8 protein-coding genes are annotated in these 17,461 nt (G+C 41.1%); 4 read left to right on the forward strand and 4 right to left on the reverse strand.

Annotated features, from left to right (window positions below):
• Positions 1-277: 277 nt before the first annotated feature.
• Together K9M07_03220 and K9M07_03225 are read left to right on the forward strand one after the other, a co-directional pair.
• A complete protein-coding gene (locus K9M07_03220) occupies positions 278-937 on the forward strand; it encodes a pGP6-D family virulence protein (protein MCF7852234.1) in 660 nt (219 codons plus the stop codon).
• Between the two features lie 108 nt (positions 938-1,045).
• The gene (locus K9M07_03225; protein MCF7852235.1) at positions 1,046-1,558 is read left to right on the forward strand and encodes a hypothetical protein; all 513 of its coding nucleotides are present in this window, start codon (positions 1,046-1,048) and stop codon (positions 1,556-1,558) included.
• Here the strand turns inward: K9M07_03225 and K9M07_03230 are convergent.
• The 4 genes from K9M07_03230 to K9M07_03245 all read right to left on the reverse strand — a co-directional run bounded on the left by K9M07_03230 (position 1,542) and on the right by K9M07_03245 (position 4,854).
• Positions 1,542-2,309 (reverse strand): sulfite exporter TauE/SafE family protein, encoded by a 768-nt coding sequence (locus K9M07_03230; protein ID MCF7852236.1) that lies wholly within the window; start codon positions 2,307-2,309, stop codon positions 1,542-1,544. The genes K9M07_03225 and K9M07_03230 overlap by 17 nt on opposite strands.
• 100 nt (positions 2,310-2,409) lie before the next feature.
• Positions 2,410-3,816 (reverse strand): ankyrin repeat domain-containing protein, encoded by a 1,407-nt coding sequence (locus K9M07_03235; protein MCF7852237.1) that lies wholly within the window; start codon positions 3,814-3,816, stop codon positions 2,410-2,412.
• A gap of 108 nt (positions 3,817-3,924) precedes the next feature.
• The gene (locus K9M07_03240) at positions 3,925-4,464 is read right to left on the reverse strand and encodes a DUF2878 domain-containing protein (GenBank protein ID MCF7852238.1); all 540 of its coding nucleotides are present in this window, start codon (positions 4,462-4,464) and stop codon (positions 3,925-3,927) included.
• A gap of 96 nt (positions 4,465-4,560) precedes the next feature.
• Complete coding sequence (locus K9M07_03245) at positions 4,561-4,854, reverse strand: hypothetical protein (GenBank protein MCF7852239.1); 294 nt, start codon at positions 4,852-4,854, stop codon at positions 4,561-4,563.
• A 267-nt stretch (positions 4,855-5,121) separates the two neighbouring features.
• Between K9M07_03245 and K9M07_03250 the strand changes: the two genes are divergently transcribed.
• Together K9M07_03250 and K9M07_03255 are read left to right on the forward strand one after the other, a co-directional pair.
• The gene (locus K9M07_03250) at positions 5,122-16,599 is read left to right on the forward strand and encodes a DUF3638 domain-containing protein (GenBank protein ID MCF7852240.1); all 11,478 of its coding nucleotides are present in this window, start codon (positions 5,122-5,124) and stop codon (positions 16,597-16,599) included.
• A gap of 167 nt (positions 16,600-16,766) precedes the next feature.
• Positions 16,767-17,459 (forward strand): hypothetical protein, encoded by a 693-nt coding sequence (locus K9M07_03255; protein ID MCF7852241.1) that lies wholly within the window; start codon positions 16,767-16,769, stop codon positions 17,457-17,459.
• The last annotated feature ends 2 nt before the right edge of the window (positions 17,460-17,461 follow it).

Below are 17,461 nucleotides of genomic sequence, written 5' to 3' on the forward strand. Positions count from 1 at the left end.
CAGCTAAGAATATTTTAACCGTCGGGCTGGCGGGGTTAGCCTTTGGAGAGAGTGGAAGACTCGGCAACAATAATTTGTTGCAAAGCTGTTCTCTGTGAATTAGGAATCCCCTGGCTTTAGCCATGGGGAGCTGTCAAGGGTAATAGTCAGTCCTTTAGGGAGAGAAGGATGTCAACGACAAATTTTACACATTTAATAAAAGTCGAGTTGACTAAAAACCTCTGAATTCGAAAAATACGGAAAAGTTATCATCCTCAAGCCATCGAGTCATAACGCTATGGAAATCGAACAAGACAATTTAGAAATGAATCAAATCAGCCCGATTGAGAGTCGCGAGCTAGAGCTCTTACTTTTTGAGAGTTTTAAGCCGGGGCAACTTTCAGAAGAAGATGTTGGGCGCGATTTTGTAGAAATTCGCAATCTCACGGTTGAGATCCGTTCGATTCATAAGCAACAGGTTGTTCTTGTCGGTGAAAGGGTTTACCGCGCGCGCGAAATTTTAAGAAAATATGGTGATGGGACAACAACTTTTACTCAATGGCTTGATCGAGTCTTTACCTCTCGTCGCACGGCTTATAATATTTTGCGATACTACGAGTTTTATCAACAACTGCCATCACTGAGTTTAAGGCAGGGACTAAAGAGCATGCCTCTGAAGGTGGCTTATTGCCTTTCTTCTCGTCAAGCACCGCTTGGTAAAAAGGTTGAGATTATTGAAAGCTATTCGGGTGAAAAACCGGAAGATGCCATTTTGCTCATTAAGGAAAAATTGCCTACGGCCGAAAAAGATAAGCGGCGCAAAGACAGTAATAAATTAATGATTGAAAAAATAAAAACCGCATTGCATCGTTTAAAAATGCGCAGAGAGCATTTGACAAAGGATCATTTATCGGCTCTACAAGATTTAATGGTTGATCTAGAGGAAATTGTCCATTAAAAATAATTTCTTGATAAAATGTTAAGATAGTGTTAAGGTCATACCTTTGGTTTGGTAAAGGGATCTTTTACTTTGTTTTCCGATTTATACAACACATATGAGACCTTAATGCAAAAGAAGAAGGACGATTCGAATGAATTATTTCAGTTCGTTGACCGCATTGCTAACCTATTTCAAACACGCAATCTTTTTTCGGCAGAATTGATCATCACAAGGCAAGCTGAGAGTGAAACTCATTGCCAACTTTCCGGTTATCAGCTCAAACGCGATCCATTCCATCATATTTCCCATAAAGCTGAAGCTACTGAAAAAGAGAGAAGCTATACTAAGATGACACCTGAAAGGGGGCAGGGCAAAGATAGAGTAACGCTGATGCAGTCACAAGTCAATGAGACGCATCGACTCACGATAAAGCAAGATCTCCATTTTGATGCATTTAAAAAACTCTTATTGGAAAAGGGACTTGTTCTTAAGCGCGTGATTGACTGGAAGTTGCAACAGACTGATTTTGAAATCAAAAAAATCAAAGAATATGGCAAACATATTTCCGCTGTTGAGGTAAACCCCCATTTCTCTCGCACGGTTTGCGTTATTACAAAGAAGCCTACTTCGCAATCATAAAAATTCCGATCGCGATTAAAACGACGGAAAAAATCTTTTTAAGCATCTGTGTCGGAAGGCGATGAGCCAGCTCAACTGCGAGCGGAGCTGCGATAAGGGATCCTCCGCAAATAGCTAAAAGAGCCGGTAAGTAAACAAATCCAATAGTAAATTTAATACTTAGAGTTCCAATCCCATAAAATAGATAGGAGATTGTTCCGGCAACGGCAATGATGAAGCTGGCAGCAGCTGAAGTGCCGATGGCTTTTTTCATTGGAACCTTGAAAAATAGTAATGTTGGAACGGTTAAGACCCCACCCCCAATCCCTAAAAGAGCGGATAGGGCGCCAATCACCAATCCCATAGATGACATGGCAAGGATTTTAGGCAATTTATTCGTATCTGCAATTTCTTCCGGCCCCAAAAAAAAGAAATAGACGCCTAAGGCGATCTCGAAGACTGCAAAGATTAATTTAAGGCCACTACTTGGTAAAAAGTTGGCAAGTGTTGCTCCGGCAATAGCACCTAAAATAAGACCGGGAGTCATTCGCTTTAGTGGGCGGATGAGAACGCCCTTCTTTTTGAAATGCGCTGTTGATGAAACCAACGTATTAAAAGCAATCGTTGCAAGTGATGTACCCAAAACGATTTGCATCAATTCTTCTTGGGGTACTTTTAGAAATGCAAGTGTATAATAAAGGCAGGGGACGACAACGACCCCGCCTCCAATACCAATCAAACCGGATAGTATTCCGGCAATAGCACCTGTCAATATAAATATTACAAATATAAGAAGCATAATAAATTATTATATACACATAATCGTTTGGATATCACAATTCATTATTTTTATTAAAACATATATACTGGGATTATTTCATAGCTGCTCTTAAAAGGGCTCTTATTTCTTCACAAATATCCCGAGAGTCCGTGTAACCCTCTGGACGTGCCATCTGTATGGCAGTTCTACCACTCGAATTTTTTAGGTGGGGATCTGCTCCGGCATCTAATAACATTTTAACAGCTCCTAAATTCCTACAATCTACAGCAAGCATTAATGCCGTATTATGTTCTCGAGGTGTTACTTGATTGAGATTAGCTCCCGATGCAATGAGAAGCGCGAGGTTTCTTAAATCACGGAATCTAGTTGCATGCATTAAAGCGGTTAGCCTCGTCTCATCTTCCGGTCTAAGCGGATTGTCACGAGTTGGTAGAATCTCTAAATCGGCTTTGGCGCCTATAAGTAGCTTAGTTATTTCATGCTGAGAATCTTGGCTCCCCCAAGGCATCCTTCTACTAAGGCACAATATTAAGGGGGTCTTTCCATTTCGATCTAATACGTTAGGAGAAACACCTGATGCTAATAGAGCAGCAACAGAATTCGGGCTATTTGCTTCTATTGCATAATGGAGGGCACAGTGACCATGATGCCTCGTTCTTAGATGGGAGTTGGCTCCACGAGCTACTAAAAAGGAGACGACCTTATGGTGTCCACTTCGGCAGGCTTCGATCAAAGGTGATGCATCACTTGAATTTATAGGGTCAATGGGAGCTCCTGCGCTAAGTAGTTGCTCAACAACAGATAGCGCACCTCTTTTAGCAGCAAAATGTAAGGGAGTCTCTGCCGATAAATTAGTTAGTGTAGAGATTGCTCCGGCACTTAATAGCGCTTTAGTCACTGAGGGATAACCTACTGATAGTGATAACAGTGGGGTTTCATCATTATTTCTTGTATTGGGATCTAGTCTAGACTGAATAAGTCGACGGGCGAGAAGCGGAAAATCGGATTTGATAGCCTCGAAAAATGCCGCTCTAGCTCGCTTCTCTACAAATCTTTGTGGTGTGCGATTTTCTGAATCTAAAAGCCATCTTTCAAAACGATTTTGAAAAATAGGTCCGGATATTCTGCCTCTGCAGTTGGGAGTCGTATGAAGCCTGTGTATGATGACAAAAAGATTCCGTATATATTCGCCGGCGCGAGTGGCTGTGGCTTTATCCACAGTACTGAATTGAAAGCCATAGCGCTTGGCTGCTATAGTAATAATAAAACCATATTTTCTTAGATCTTTAGGCCCTTCCGGATCTTTAGGTTCTTTTGTTATTAAACCCTTTAGAAGGGGATTTCCCCTTTTAGGTTGAGTATCACAACCCAATGCTCTAGCAATGCACGCAGTTATCCCGGAAGGGGGTGGGGTGGGTTTGCGAAAGAGTTCGGCTATATCTCCTATTTCCAAATAACTTATAATTTCACGTGCAATATCCGGAGAGAAATTATTCATAAAAAACCAATATTAAGTTTTAATTAAAACTAATTATAGTATAAAACTTAATTTAGTTTAATTGTTTTTTTTAAAATTATTAATATACCGAAATGAGTTGAATTGGGGTTATTTCGGTATAGGCACTAGAAAGTCATGGAGTCGTTTAGAAAACATTAAAATGAAAAACCAGTAGAGTGCAATTCCGAGGAAAGAAACCCATCCGAGGGGAAGGATAATGGCGCCAATGCGGGCTGAAAGGTAATAGCTTATAGCCCCTCCAATTCCGCCAAGAAAGCTACAGGTCTTTGGATAGCGATGAATCATCACCATGGAGTGGTTAACGGTAATGGCAAAGGAGGCATAGAGCATTAAAATCCAAAGGGGAACCCCGATAGTCATGATGTCATAGGTGACAAAAGGGTAGGCAATGACTCTTGTTGAAATGAGGAGCCAATCGCCAATCACTCCAATCACTAAATAGACCCCTAAGATAATCAAGTCGCTCTTGCGTTTCTTAGAAATAATAAAGTGAACAAGGATCAGAATCACGCCGGTGAGAACGCCTAATAGCTCAAAGTTAAGGCAAGCCCCATAGACGCACGCATACCAAATAATATAAAAAATGATCCCATTAAGGTATTTGTAATTAGTGATGATTTTATTCATGCCGATTGGGGGATATAGCGTTCATCTGCTCATTTCGGTATATCTTTGTCAGATAGTGCCTTACCCCTTTTACGGCAAGAAAATGTTATCCTCCCATCACTTTTTAAGCCACTCTGAATGCTCGGAATCGACAGGACGGCGTAGTAAGCGAAATCGTCCATGGGGCTGCCCATTTAAAATTTCGAGGGTAAAAGAGGGGTCTCGGTCGGCAAGAACTCTCCTTATCTCTCCGGGCCTTAGAGGCGCTTCGGGGTAAAAGATCCCATCTGAGTAAAGGAGCTGATGAGGAGCAATGAGCCCTTGCACTTCATTTATTCCCAAGACAATGCTTGAGCCATATTCTCTCTCAACTTCAGAAATAAGTTCTAAATATGGACTAATCGCGGCCATTTTGTGCTCCTTTTTACTTTTTAAGTTATTAATTATTAGATTTTCCTACACCGCAAGCTCTTGTTTGTCAAGGGCTTGTATTATATTTTTTCATAAACCGTAAGGAGTATAAAAAACATGATAGATGTTCTCAACCCGATTTAAAAATAAAAATATAAACCACTGTCATTCAAGATATTACACTTTTGGGGGGTTGAGGTTTTTAATTATGTTTATAAGTTAATTTATGTTATAATTTGATTTGTAAAATAAAAAGTTTATTAAGTTATGCTAGAAAGTGGTTTTTATAGCAGTTTTGTTTTGAAAGCAGTTGAGTTTAAAGAGCGCGCTTTCTCATCGATAAGAGAAAGCGGTGTTTTTGAATCGGCTAGGGATCTCCTATGCTTAATAAGGGGCAATTTTATTTGGTACCGGACAATGGCTCCCGATAAGACGAAACCTCTCGTTGATCGCGGCATTGAAAAAATCGATTATGCCCTTGCTACCGGAAGCAAAGTGATGGCCCATTACCATACTGCGAAAAGGGTTTACCGGACATGCTATCCAAAAATCCCAACACTTCCGGCTTTAGACCCCCATTTTCTGCCTAAGCTTAAAGATATGCTCATTGAGCGATTCGATGAGTTACAAGAACTTAATCCCACATTTTTCAATGGTTTAAAAGGGGAATTTTCTCGATATTTTGGGGATTTTGAAAAGGTTTTTCCGCTCTCTTCTTTCTCTTTTCCCCAAGTTGTAAAAGAAAAAATGATTGAAAACCTCTTGGTTAGCTTAGCGAATGATGGATTGAGTCATGTTCCCGAATATTTCTTAAAGCAGCTCACCGCCGAAAAACTCGATGACTCATTCAAAGCAGGGGGTGCGCTTAAAACCGTACTTGTTCGATTTGGGAAAAAACTCGGATTAGAGTGTTTAGATCAAGTTAGCTTAGATGCCTTCGATGCGATTTTATCCCATCTACCACTCAAAATGCAGATGTTTTTCAACTCTTGTGGTGTGACGATCAACCCCTTTCAGCAAATGGATTTAAAAATCGATTTGCATGATGATCAATTTGATTTAGAGTTGAGGTTTTCAGATCCGAGCGAGAGTGAGCGCTCTTTTCTTTCCGAAGAAAAAGTTTTTAAACCCCTCTATTGTTTTAAAAACATATCTCGCGATCGACTTGATGGGCGGTTTTATCAGTTTATTGAGAGGGTCAAAGACTCTCCTGAAACAAACCTAACGGTTCCAACGGATAGTATCATTCGATTCTTCGAATCGCACTTTGATCAAGCTGTAGAAAGACGCGATGTTGTAGAGTCAACTCGGTGTGATTTTTATGCTTTAAATCCCGTGCTCAGTTTATGGAAGCAGCGCGTCCAAGAGCAGGTTTTTGAGCAGGATCCTATTTTAACGGAACAGGGGTTTTTTTTAATTGAGTTTTATCACTTAATCGAGATGTTCAGGTCTATTAATCTGAAAAAGGCAGATGAAGATGTCGTGGTTAAGTTACTCAACTTTATTGATCGATTTGAACAGAATGCTAAATTCTTAGACGAAGATACTCCTATCATATCCTTAACGAAAGATGCATTTGATTATAGAGAGATCAAAGCCACGTTAAATGACATGCGTTGGCATATTCGATCTGCAAGAAAAGCTCCCACTCCTCCGGTTAAAGAAGCGATGGTATCTCCCGAGTGGATCCCGGAAAAAAGAGAGGTTAGCCAAGAGAGTAGAATTCCTCCGCTCCTCATGAGAACAATCATATCTATTTTTGATGCGATGGAGTGGGATGAGGCGTTATTATCTGCCGTATCACAATCACTTCAAATTGTTTGTGGTAAAAGCAGTGAGCGGGTTGTAGAAGAGCTAAAGAAAGAATATGAGATCTATCGAGAAAAGGGGGGAATCCCTCTTGCAGAGTCGCCTCTTGATCAAGCAACGCCTCTTGATAAAATGCTTGCACTTGGAATCGGACTTTTTTCCCACTTCTTAGCGCTTCAATGCATTTCAATGATGACCGGTTACTTAGCCGGAACCGATCTGCTTGGTTTTCTATTTGAAACCGTTGTGAGTGAGAACTTTTGCATCGCCTCTTTAGGAACTTATTTATTGGGATTGATTCCAACCTACTATCATGCGCTCTACTTTCGTCTTGTGCGCAACTTCATGTTGTCGCTATTGCCATATGCTGTCTATATTGGCCTGCATGTTTCACTTCATATGGAAAGACTGGGGCTTTATGTCATGATGCAGAAGGCTAGCGATTGGCTTGCTCATTATCGTCTCGGATACTACCCCAATCAATTTTTAGAATTTGTCTTAAAATACAGTCTGACTCAGGAAAAAATCAATACGCTTCAAAGAGCCTTTGAACATCTTGAGCGGTGCATTTCAAGAACGGCCCCTCTCTTGATTAATCCTGAGGATGAAGTCGCTGAACTTAAAAGTGATGAAAAAACAAGCGTTGACTTGATTCATGAATTTAAGCTCGTCTCGATAGCAAAGGAAGAGCTTACTTTAGCATTGGATGGGGTGAGAGTTGCAGCTTTAGCCCCTCCTGAGATAGATCTAGGGGAGAGGGAAGGAGAAGAGCTGCGCGATGAAATGACACTCTCCTATTCTCTTCTTCCAAGGTTGGGATTTGCAAAAGAGCCGTTATTTGCGCCGGAATTTAAGGCGTGGGGGATTTCAAATGAGGGGATTGATGCGCATTTAGATCGGCATCAAAAGGTTATCTTGCAACACTCTTTATTCACAGAGGAACAAAGAGAAAAATATATCGGATTGATTGAAGCCTTCAAAAATCAAAGAGCGCGCGAATGGAGTGAGAGCGAGTTTAAAGAATTGCAAACAATGCCCGATCTTTTTCAAGAGTGGGTGATTCAGCGACGCGCTTTTAAAATCGACTATACAAGTATCAAGTCAACTTTAGTTGGTTTAATACCCGATTTAGACACAAAGCTTTTTGATGTTTTTGTCGGTCTAAAAGAAAAGAGTTATCCCACTCACCATGAAAAGACAAAATCTATACCGCGAATCCCCCTACAATCGCGCTCTAAACAGCGATCCAAACTTGAAGTCAAACCTAGACCTTTAAATCCGGCAAGGCCCACCTCAGCTTCGCCGCCGACTCTTTCAGGAGGTAGATCTTCAACTAGTGATAGATCTGAGATCAGAGAAAGCCATTCAGTCGCTGCCGCGCCCTCTATGAGTCGAGTTAGACCCGTAGAGCCGGCACCACCTCGTATAATAGAGGAACCGGCAAGGCCCACTTCAGCTTCACCGTCGACTCTTTCAGGAGGTAGATCTTCAACTAGTGATAGACCTGAGATCAGAGAAAGCCATTCAGTCGCTGCTGCGGCCTCTATGAGTCGAGCTAGACCCGTAGATCCGGCACCACCTCGTATAATAGGAGCGCCGGCAAGGCCCACTTCAGCTTCGCCGCCGACTCTTTCAGGAGGTAGATCTTCAACTAGTGATAGACCTGAGATCAGAGAAAGCCATTCAGTCGCTGCTGCGGCCTCTATGAGTCGAGTTAGACCCGTAGATCCGGCACCACCTCGTATAATAGGAGCGCCGGCAAGGCCCATTTCAGCTTCGCCGCAGACTCTTTCAGGGGATGAAGCCTCAATTAGTGATGCGTCTGAAATCAGAGAAAGCCCTTTAATCGCCGCTGTGCCTTTGGTAGCGGGGCGAGCCGATTTAGGTTTAGAGGGGTCACTGCAAGGAAAATCCTTCGAAGAGTGGAATAGCTATTTATTTGAAGCAAGTCTTGATTTTGTGACAAAAGAGATTAGGCTAGATGAGTTTTTAGTCGCAGCTAAGCAACATCACACTATATGGGATAGGACAACTATTTTATGCTACTTTAACCACACACTTAGCTTAAATCTCTTTTTTAGTGCAGTGATGAAGCATCTCGATTCTAAGCGCGCCTCTTATCTTCAAGACGTGATAGACAGCCAAGTATTGACAATGCCTCTTTTTACTGAGAAGGGGGATCTTGATCCGATCTGGACTGAGTTTGCTTCGGATCCAAAGGTTGCTAAATCGATCCTCGAGGGGATTCGATCGTCTTTGAGATGGGATGTCAGTTTAAGATCAGCTTTGTTAGAAGTCCTCTTCCTCCATATTGCTGCCATTGCTAAAATCCCTGATCTAAAGTATTTTGATCCTATATACCGAAGGCATTATTTCGCTGATGCAACAACTTGGCATCTCACTCAAAAAGAGCGATTGATCTCTGTGCAACTAAAAAAATATGACGGATATGACGCTCTTTTCGATGCTTTATATAGTTTAGATTCCGGAAAACCGGAGCATTCACATTGCTATACGACTAAAGAATCTCATCATAGATATTATAAAAAACTTCACAATCAATTGCTCCTTAAAAATCGCGTTGAATTTCGTCAAGATGATCGTACCCCATACCGAAATTTGGCAAAGATGGCTGATCTTAATCCCGGCGAGAAGTTCCGCAGGCTAATGGGCCTTTTGCAAGATGGGCATAAAAACAAATCCTTAGACCACATAGCAGAATCCGGGGGACTTCGTTATTATTCTGTCGATGCTTCAATTGATGAGATTATTGATGAAATTTCAATAGATGAAGGGTTGCATGCACTAGAGATTATGAACGCCTATCTCAACCTTGAAAAGGAAAATATATTTAAGCTTAGGCACAAAATTTCGTTTGAAATATTTCTCTTATCAGAGCGAGTCAAAATGCGACTAATGGCGCGCTTCCCATCTGAAAAAGAAGTCATTGCACGGCAAGCCTTTACTAGACACGAGTATTTAACGCAGTTAGATACCATAAGAACCGAGCACAATCATAAAGATTGTCTCATCTTTTATTGTCTAGCTCATATTACACCGTTCTTGATGGATCAAAAGCTCGATGCTGAAATGGCCGATGAGGCGCTCATTGCTTGTGCCCTGACCCAGTTTATTCTACTCACCACTCCGTATAGGAAGGTCATTGATGAAAAACACCCTCCTCATTTACGGATCGGTTTAATTGAGAAACCCCATCTGGCTAGACCCATAGCAAAGCACTATCTAGCTGCTCAAAATATCGATACATTGCTTCTTGCACGAGGGGAATGGAGCGCTAAAGAGTGGCCTATTTTAAGAGCGGATGTTTTAGAAGAGGGGAAGATAAATGAAGTCGATCTGCGAAAGCTATTAGGAAAGAGATTGACTCGCAAGGCCAATAAAGCCACCTTATCCCCTGAAGAGATCTTCCTCAATCAAACGGAAATGACTTATCCAACCGCTTTTTCAAAAACCGAAGATGAGCTCGTAGAAGGTTTGGTTAGGGATGCTTTTTATTGGGAGGATTCTTTAAGCAAAGAAACGCCTTTGATCCGGTTTTCTCCCGAACTGGATTGCTATGTCGATTTAACGACAGAAAAAGTATTTAAAGTTATCGATGCTCAACTCTATGAATTTATTAAAGTTTCCGAAGATGTTGTTTACTTTTCATCAGTAGGGGATTGGGCAGAAAGTAAATCACTGGCTCTTTATCAAAAAGAGCATTTAAAGGTTCAGACGGATTGGCTCAAGTATTCGGGTGAATTAAACGATTTTCTTAAAACTACCCATCTAATGAATGGGGAGCTTTTCCTACCCTACACAAAAAGGACAGATCATCTCACACCATTAAAGTGGTTTGCTACAGATGTAGAGTGTTTCACAAAAGCGACAAGCCCAACTGAAAGCCTCGATAAAATCGTCTTGCTTCGCGATACAACTGAATTTACGTTTACGGTGAAGAATGGGAAAGCTTATTTTGATGAAAACCCCTCTTTATTTCTGAGCGTCAATCAGCATGAGCCCTTATGTGAGAATTATGGGGATTTTCTCTGTCTAGAAGATGAAAAGAAAGATCGCTATGTTTTAATCCAATTTCATTCCTTTCCCATCCGCTTAGCAACTCATTGGGTTTCTAGCAAGTTACCGAGCCTTTTTTCATCACACCTCACAAGGTTAATGCAGAAAAGGATACCACAGCACAGCACTGATTTAACATCAGCTCGAATTGTGAAAATCAACAGCAGGGGCTTTGAGGTGGCATCGCTTGATTTTTACGGTGCTTTGCATTTAGCGATCCGAGCTTATAATCAAAATAGAAAAGAAGATTTTTATGCTTATATCAAACGGGTCAAACAGCTGCATAGCATTGAAGGTATTGATGAAAAGAGTCGATTGCTGTTAGGGCAGTTCATCTTAAGCAATAGCAGTATCTTTTCAGGGGATGAAGATATTCCCATTTTCTTGTCTTTAATAAAGACCTACTTAGAAAAGAGTGACTTGAGTGGCCATTATGGGCAATCATTCCTCGATGTATTCATTCTGATCTATGGGCTAACCCAATACGACAAATATGTTAAAAATGGTGTAATCGATCATCTTTTATTTACCGAACAAGAAGAGCTTGAGCTCATTGAAAGAGCCGTTGATCTCTTGCCGAAATTTTTAGATGCCGGATCATATCCTGAAATATTAAGAGAAGGCATTCAGTCGATTATCGAATTTTTCTTAGGGGATGAAGCGTTAGTTAGGTTCAATGCTCTGATTCAAAGACATGACAGCGCGCAAGTCTCTTCTTTTAAAGACTCTCTTGGCGCCTTTAGAAGGAAATTGATCTATATGCGCCGTCAAAAAGCCACTATCCCAATCGATCTCGATGCATTGGATGCAAAGCCTATCATCCAAAGTTGTTTTGCCGGCGTGAAGGATCAAGCGACTAAAATTTTTCTTAAACCACAGAAAGCATTGAGCAGCCAACTTAAAACGACTTTTGTGAAGGCTGTTGGACAGCGTCTTCTTAGGGGCGGAGTAGATCTTGCAACCAAAACATTAGCACCTCACTTGACGACTAAAATGTTGAATCAGCCGCTCTTAATTCGCGATGTTGAAGTTTCACCTCGGGCAATGACTCGAGCAACGATTCAAAGATATTTTGTTAGTTATTTAACTCTTGCAAGCTTTAACTCATCTAAAGAGATCGATTTTATTAGCAAAGAAGAGCAGGCGCTTTTTGATAAAAAAAGAGCTCAATTAAAAGAGGTATTGGACGATTCTTCAACTTACCCGCTCTCTTCAGATACGGCACTCTTTCATCTACTGAAAGAATTGTATCTACATTCATCTTCAAGAGATAAAACCGGTGATGAATTTTTCAATTTTAAAGGGGGGCTAAGAAAATATTTATATAGAGAGGCCACTCGCGAAATTCGATTGATTGTTCCGATCTCGAGGAAGGCCACGCCGGTAGAGAAAAAAAGGATCGATTTCATCTTGCAAGCGCATAAAGGCTTTAATATTCGTAGAGTTAAATTGAAGGGCAAAGAAAATATTCTCATAGAATCTGAAAAACTTTCTAAAAAGGAATCTGAATTACTCATTGCATATCCTAATCAAGTCATTGTTGATTTACTTAAATCAAGAGAAGTCGATTTTAAAGAGAGGGTCCTGCATTGCCTGGATCGGAGTGCAAAAGAAGCCGGCCTCCTCGTTCGATCCCCTCTGTTTCATCGTGGGGTTTTGGCAACGGCAGGCACTTTAATAGCCATGAAGTATGCCCTAAATCCCGTAAAAATCGAAGGCGTTTGTGATCAACTTGAGAGCACGTTATCAACACAATTTAAAGCGGTTGCTACAGCACTAAAAGAGCAAGTTAAGCAGATGGAACAAGTGATGACACCGGTCAAACAATGGATTGCTCTAACTAAAATAAAAGCAGCTGAAACCCGCTTAAGCCAATTTGAATTATCGGATAAGGTACTAAGAGAAGATTTGCCTTTGGATTTCTTTAAAGTTCTTGATGAACAAGATGCTCTTTGCCGATCGGCTCTTTTAGACATAATGGAGGGAGTCTGTGAGATGCGCTCCAAGCCACGTCCACGAAAAAGTTATGAAGCGCTCACGCTTCATAGGGTGAAGTCTGAGCCGATGAATGAAAGTGTTGAGGCCTATCTCTCTCAAGTTGAAAAAGAGGGAGATGAGCTAGAGTATCATTTGAAAGAAGGATCTTCAACACAGGATCTTATTCAACCGTTAAAGGCACTGCATACCGGCTGCTCTCAACAAATGAATGAGATTAAAACAGCAATTCAAGAGTTGATTTTTCTTAAAACAAAAAAGAAAATTGAATTTGATCTTCTTAAGACCTGTTTTATGGATCATGATTTTAAAAGGCTCAATCATTTAATTGGTTTATCTCAAGATGACAGTTTTGCCCAACATGCCATCAGGAAGCTCTACTTTTATTTCTTACTTGAGAGCTATCAAAAGCAAACTGAGATTGCTCTTGACCAATTAAACAAAGGAGGTGCATCACTGCAGGAGATAGCCTCAAAATTGCTTTCTAAAAGGAATTATTCATTCGCTATGCCGATGAAAAAGGGGCTTGATCGGGATCGCCTCATTCGCTCCTTTTTAGTCTTCGAGTCAACGACAGGTGCTATATTGCGAAGCAAGCAAATTGATCAAACACTCTGCGTCGCTACAGAAAGCCTCCACTCAAAACGCGTTTGTGGACAGTATATTATGGGGATGGGAAAAACGTTTTTCTTTGACGTTTGGAACTTATTTAAGAGCTGGCAAAAAGGGACGATCCCCATTCTCGTCATTCCGGATAGCCTCATTGAGAGCACAAAGCGATTTTTAGCAGGGCAATACTTTTCCGTATTTAATCGACTGATCCATTATATAGAAGTGAATCGATCAACATGTAGCGCTTCACATTTAAGATCCATTTTAAGAATACAAAAAAGAGCCCTTGAATCCGGTGAGGCTCTTTTGGTGGGACGTGAAACGATTCCCTCACTGATTGCTCTTCTTAAATCCCACTTGTATGAGCAAATGGAGGGGGATCGAAGTCTTGATACGGATACAAAAGTGAGCTTGCTCCGGGAAATTTTGCATTTATTTAAGCAACATGGACATATGACCGGGGACGAGGCGCATCAGCTATTTGAGCGCAAGGTCGAGCTCAATTTCCCTGTTGGGGAACTAACAATGCTATCTCCTAATACTTATCTCATCTTAGAGCAAATAATGCAGGGGTATTTTGAGATTTTTCATAAAACAGGGCAGGATGTCCGTACTTTTGAGCACACTTTGATTTCTAAAAGCGAAGAAGAATACCATGAGTCAATCAAAGGTTTTTTATCCCATTATGTGGCTGATATTTCTATACTTAAAATCGATCCAAGCCATCGTTTGGAGGTGATTGAGTATGTGTCGGGTCATTCCAAAACAATTCCTGAATATGTGACCCTGCATCCTCAAAGGGAAGGAATCTGTTTTGCTCGTGGGGTGATTACAAAACTATTGCCTCATGCCCTCTCTATTAATGCCTACGTCGATTGGGGGCCCTCTCAGGTGTCGCGAGCTGCTATTCCCTATTCGGGTAGTAATTCTCCTGAGGAGGGCTCAACATTTAAAATGACGGAATTGACCGCTCTTTTAACCTACTTTAAATACTATTCTACCGGTCTTTCACTTCAAGAGGAGGCAGAGATCAGATCGCATTTTGAAGCCTATATCAAACAGGAAGAAAAGGATTTTGAAATTCCCGAAGAGGCATCGGGCGTGATACAATTACTGCAAAAATCGCTGAAAACGGAACGCAATCGTTTAGATCAATATACGATTGATGAGCTGCGTTATAATTTTAATGTCATTAGCTATTATGTGTCGACCATTGCATCCCAAGATATACGGTTTGCTCCTCATAGCATTTCTTCCGATGCTCAGAATTTTGCGTCGGCTTTTGCACAATTTGATGTCGTCACCGGAACCCCGGATAATGCAGCAACATACCCACTGGGGACAAAACTTGTTAAAGATGATACCGTTATGGGGCAAACAGTTCTGCATCTTCAATCAAAACTGAAGAGCGAAACATCGAGCATTCTTTGTTTAGACGAGCCCTCTGAGAGCAAAGACCCGGTAGCAGTCCTTATCGAATCAACGCTTTCATTTAAGAATGCTTTTGCGATTATGGATGCGGGAGCCCTCTTTCAAGCAGACAGCCATTTATCAAATCTGGAAGCGGCCCAAAGGATCATGGATTATTGTGTTTTACACCGTCCGGAAATCGATGTCGTCGCCTTTTACGATGCTGATAAGCAGCTTAAAGTCTTGCAAAAGCAGGGGAGAAGAGTCATGGCATTTGATGCAGACAGTACGCCTCCACATAAGCGCATCACGCTCTACGACCAAGCCCACACCGTTGGTTCAGATATTTCTCAAGATAAAGAGGCCATTGGCATTTTAACAATAAATGGAGAAACAACTTGGTCAAGCTTTGCTCAAGCCTTATGGAGACTGAGGGGGTTTGGTCAAGATCAAAATGTGGTGATTGCTCTTACGCCATCAGTTCAAAAATCGCTTAAAAAACTCGGCCTAGAAGTCAATTTAAATGGACTAATCAGTCATCTTTTATTGCAGCAAGAAGAAGAACTCAAAGAAGATTGCTTTTATAGTGATTTGGCTAAACTGCGCAATCTGCGCACAGAAGCGGCTGAACTCGTTCTCTATCAAGCTAGATCAAATTCAGAAGCCTTAGATATTTTTAAAAAGCATCGCGATTTATTTGTTTCACAAGTCAGCCTGAATGCTTTTGAAAATTTTGGTCAAATTGAGGTGGATAGCAATCCCAAGCTACTCATCGAAGAAGAAAAGATTCGGACAATAGAGATCATCGCGAGCGATACTGACTTATCCGATTTGCAAAAAACACAAGCCGATCTCAAAATCGGCTTAATGAAAAGTCATGAGTATCCAAGCACTGTAAAAACAAAAAGAAGGGATCTATCGGAAAGAGTCAAAATCAAACTGAGTGAAAAACTCCGCTCCACTCAATCTGAGAAGCTTCAAGTGTCAGAAAAAGAAGATATCAAAGAAGAGCTTATTGACTTAAAACACCAGGTACGTCCGCCGGGGGCAAAATGGGCGCTTCCCGAAGGGACCATTTCAGATGAAAGCTGGATGAAAGTGATTCCTATTGCCGGTTCAAGCGTTGATTATTTATCTTCACTTTGCTTTCTAGATGGGAAAATCCCCACATATTCGTTTAAAGAGCTTATCGAGAACTGCGGCGACTCAAAGGTCGCCTCAATCTCTCTTGAGATCCCTAAGGGGATGTATGCAAGTGGAAATTTGATCCCATACGTCAGCAAACTACAATTTCCAATAGCTTTAACCCATGATGTGGTGAGTGGCATCACAATGCCTTTGCGTACTTATGGTCTACCTTATTGGTCAAAGCCGGCCTTTCATCTCATTATCCACTTTAAAACAGATGAAGATGGCTCATATCACTTTAAAACAGTAGGGATTGATCAGTTTGACTTTGATGAGTGGAAGAGGAAAATGGATAGAGGAGAGCTCACAGGGGAGGGGATAGCCATATACGACCTCGATACCGAGGCATTTATCTACGGGGAAAAGGATTCCACTCGATCTAAGGCTGTCGCATCGCTTCCTGAGTTTAAAAAGCATCTAACTCTATGGCATATCTTTAATTGCAATAAGCGGGTTATCAAAGAGCGAGAAAAGGAAATGAAAGCTTTTATGGAAGAATCATCTGTTGATCTTAAGGTCTGGAAACAAGCCTATAAAGAACTAAAAAAACACCGGTCCTATTCAAAAAATCAGACGGTGCTAGATCGCATTACCGGCGATGATCCGGCAAGCCGGTTTTCTTTTATGTTAGCCCCTATGGTTAAACTTTCTTAGTCTGATAATATATGTTATGTCTAAATAATAAGAGCAAATCTATCTATAGTTGTTCACTTTTAGTCACACGTAGCCAACCACCTCAACTCTAATTTGAATCGCTCATTGAACATAATCTTCTTTGTGGCTATAGTTCTTGGCTTTATCTATTTAAGAGGAAACAGACTATGGCATCCGTTTTGAGAAGCATCTTAAGAATATTTAATCCGATCTCTAGTAGTGCAACGGTTTCAAAAGCAAATTTTCTAGATCCCGGTAATGTCATCACAACGCTTGCTCTTTTATCGATTGAAAGAGCAAATGGCCATTATTTATCTATTTTGAAGTTTAACCAAAATTCCGTAGAACTGGGCCGGCAAAATTCTGATACTGACACCACTTTATCAACGCGCATATCGGATTTAGAAACAGCATTATTTTATGCCGTTCAATGGTTTCAACCCAAAGACACACCAAAATACCCGGTGCTTTTTCAACTGGCTATAAATGGTCTTGGTCAATTAAAGCTTCTTCATGCTGATACTGAAATATTTGAGATCTGTGATAAGATCTTATCATCGGAGCCCGCTACGATTGCTACGCTTAAACGTGAAGACCTACCATTATTAGATTCAGCTGAAAGGATCTGGAATTCATCAGGAACTTTATCCACAATCAATACCTTATTGAGCAGCGTCGTGGAGGATGCCAAAACTCTAAAATTGAAAGAAACGTCGTCCAAAAAATCAATTGATGCCGTTATTCACCGAATTCAAACGCTTGTGCATGAAACCCATTCTCGGTTGACTACTGAGCGCGATGCGTGTCTTTATGCAGCCCTTTTGGGGCCGCATCTACTCACACCAACAGTAACTTCTTGATC

Source organism: Simkaniaceae bacterium (assembly GCA_021734805.1).
Lineage (GTDB): Bacteria > Chlamydiota > Chlamydiia > Chlamydiales > JACRBE01 > Amphritriteisimkania.

What these genes read in the sequence shown, in the direction of transcription:
- K9M07_03240 (MCF7852238.1), bottom strand. Translation starts at nt 4,464, where the DNA reads ATGAATAAAATCATCACTAATTACAAATACCTTAATGGGATCATTTTT.
- K9M07_03245 (MCF7852239.1), bottom strand. Translation starts at nt 4,854, where the DNA reads ATGGCCGCGATTAGTCCATATTTAGAACTTATTTCTGAAGTTGAGAGA.
- K9M07_03235 (MCF7852237.1), bottom strand. Translation starts at nt 3,816, where the DNA reads ATGAATAATTTCTCTCCGGATATTGCACGTGAAATTATAAGTTATTTG.
- K9M07_03255 (MCF7852241.1), top strand. Translation starts at nt 16,767, where the DNA reads ATGGCATCCGTTTTGAGAAGCATCTTAAGAATATTTAATCCGATCTCT.
- K9M07_03250 (MCF7852240.1), top strand. Translation starts at nt 5,122, where the DNA reads ATGCTAGAAAGTGGTTTTTATAGCAGTTTTGTTTTGAAAGCAGTTGAG.
- K9M07_03225 (MCF7852235.1), top strand. Translation starts at nt 1,046, where the DNA reads ATGCAAAAGAAGAAGGACGATTCGAATGAATTATTTCAGTTCGTTGAC.
- K9M07_03220 (MCF7852234.1), top strand. Translation starts at nt 278, where the DNA reads ATGGAAATCGAACAAGACAATTTAGAAATGAATCAAATCAGCCCGATT.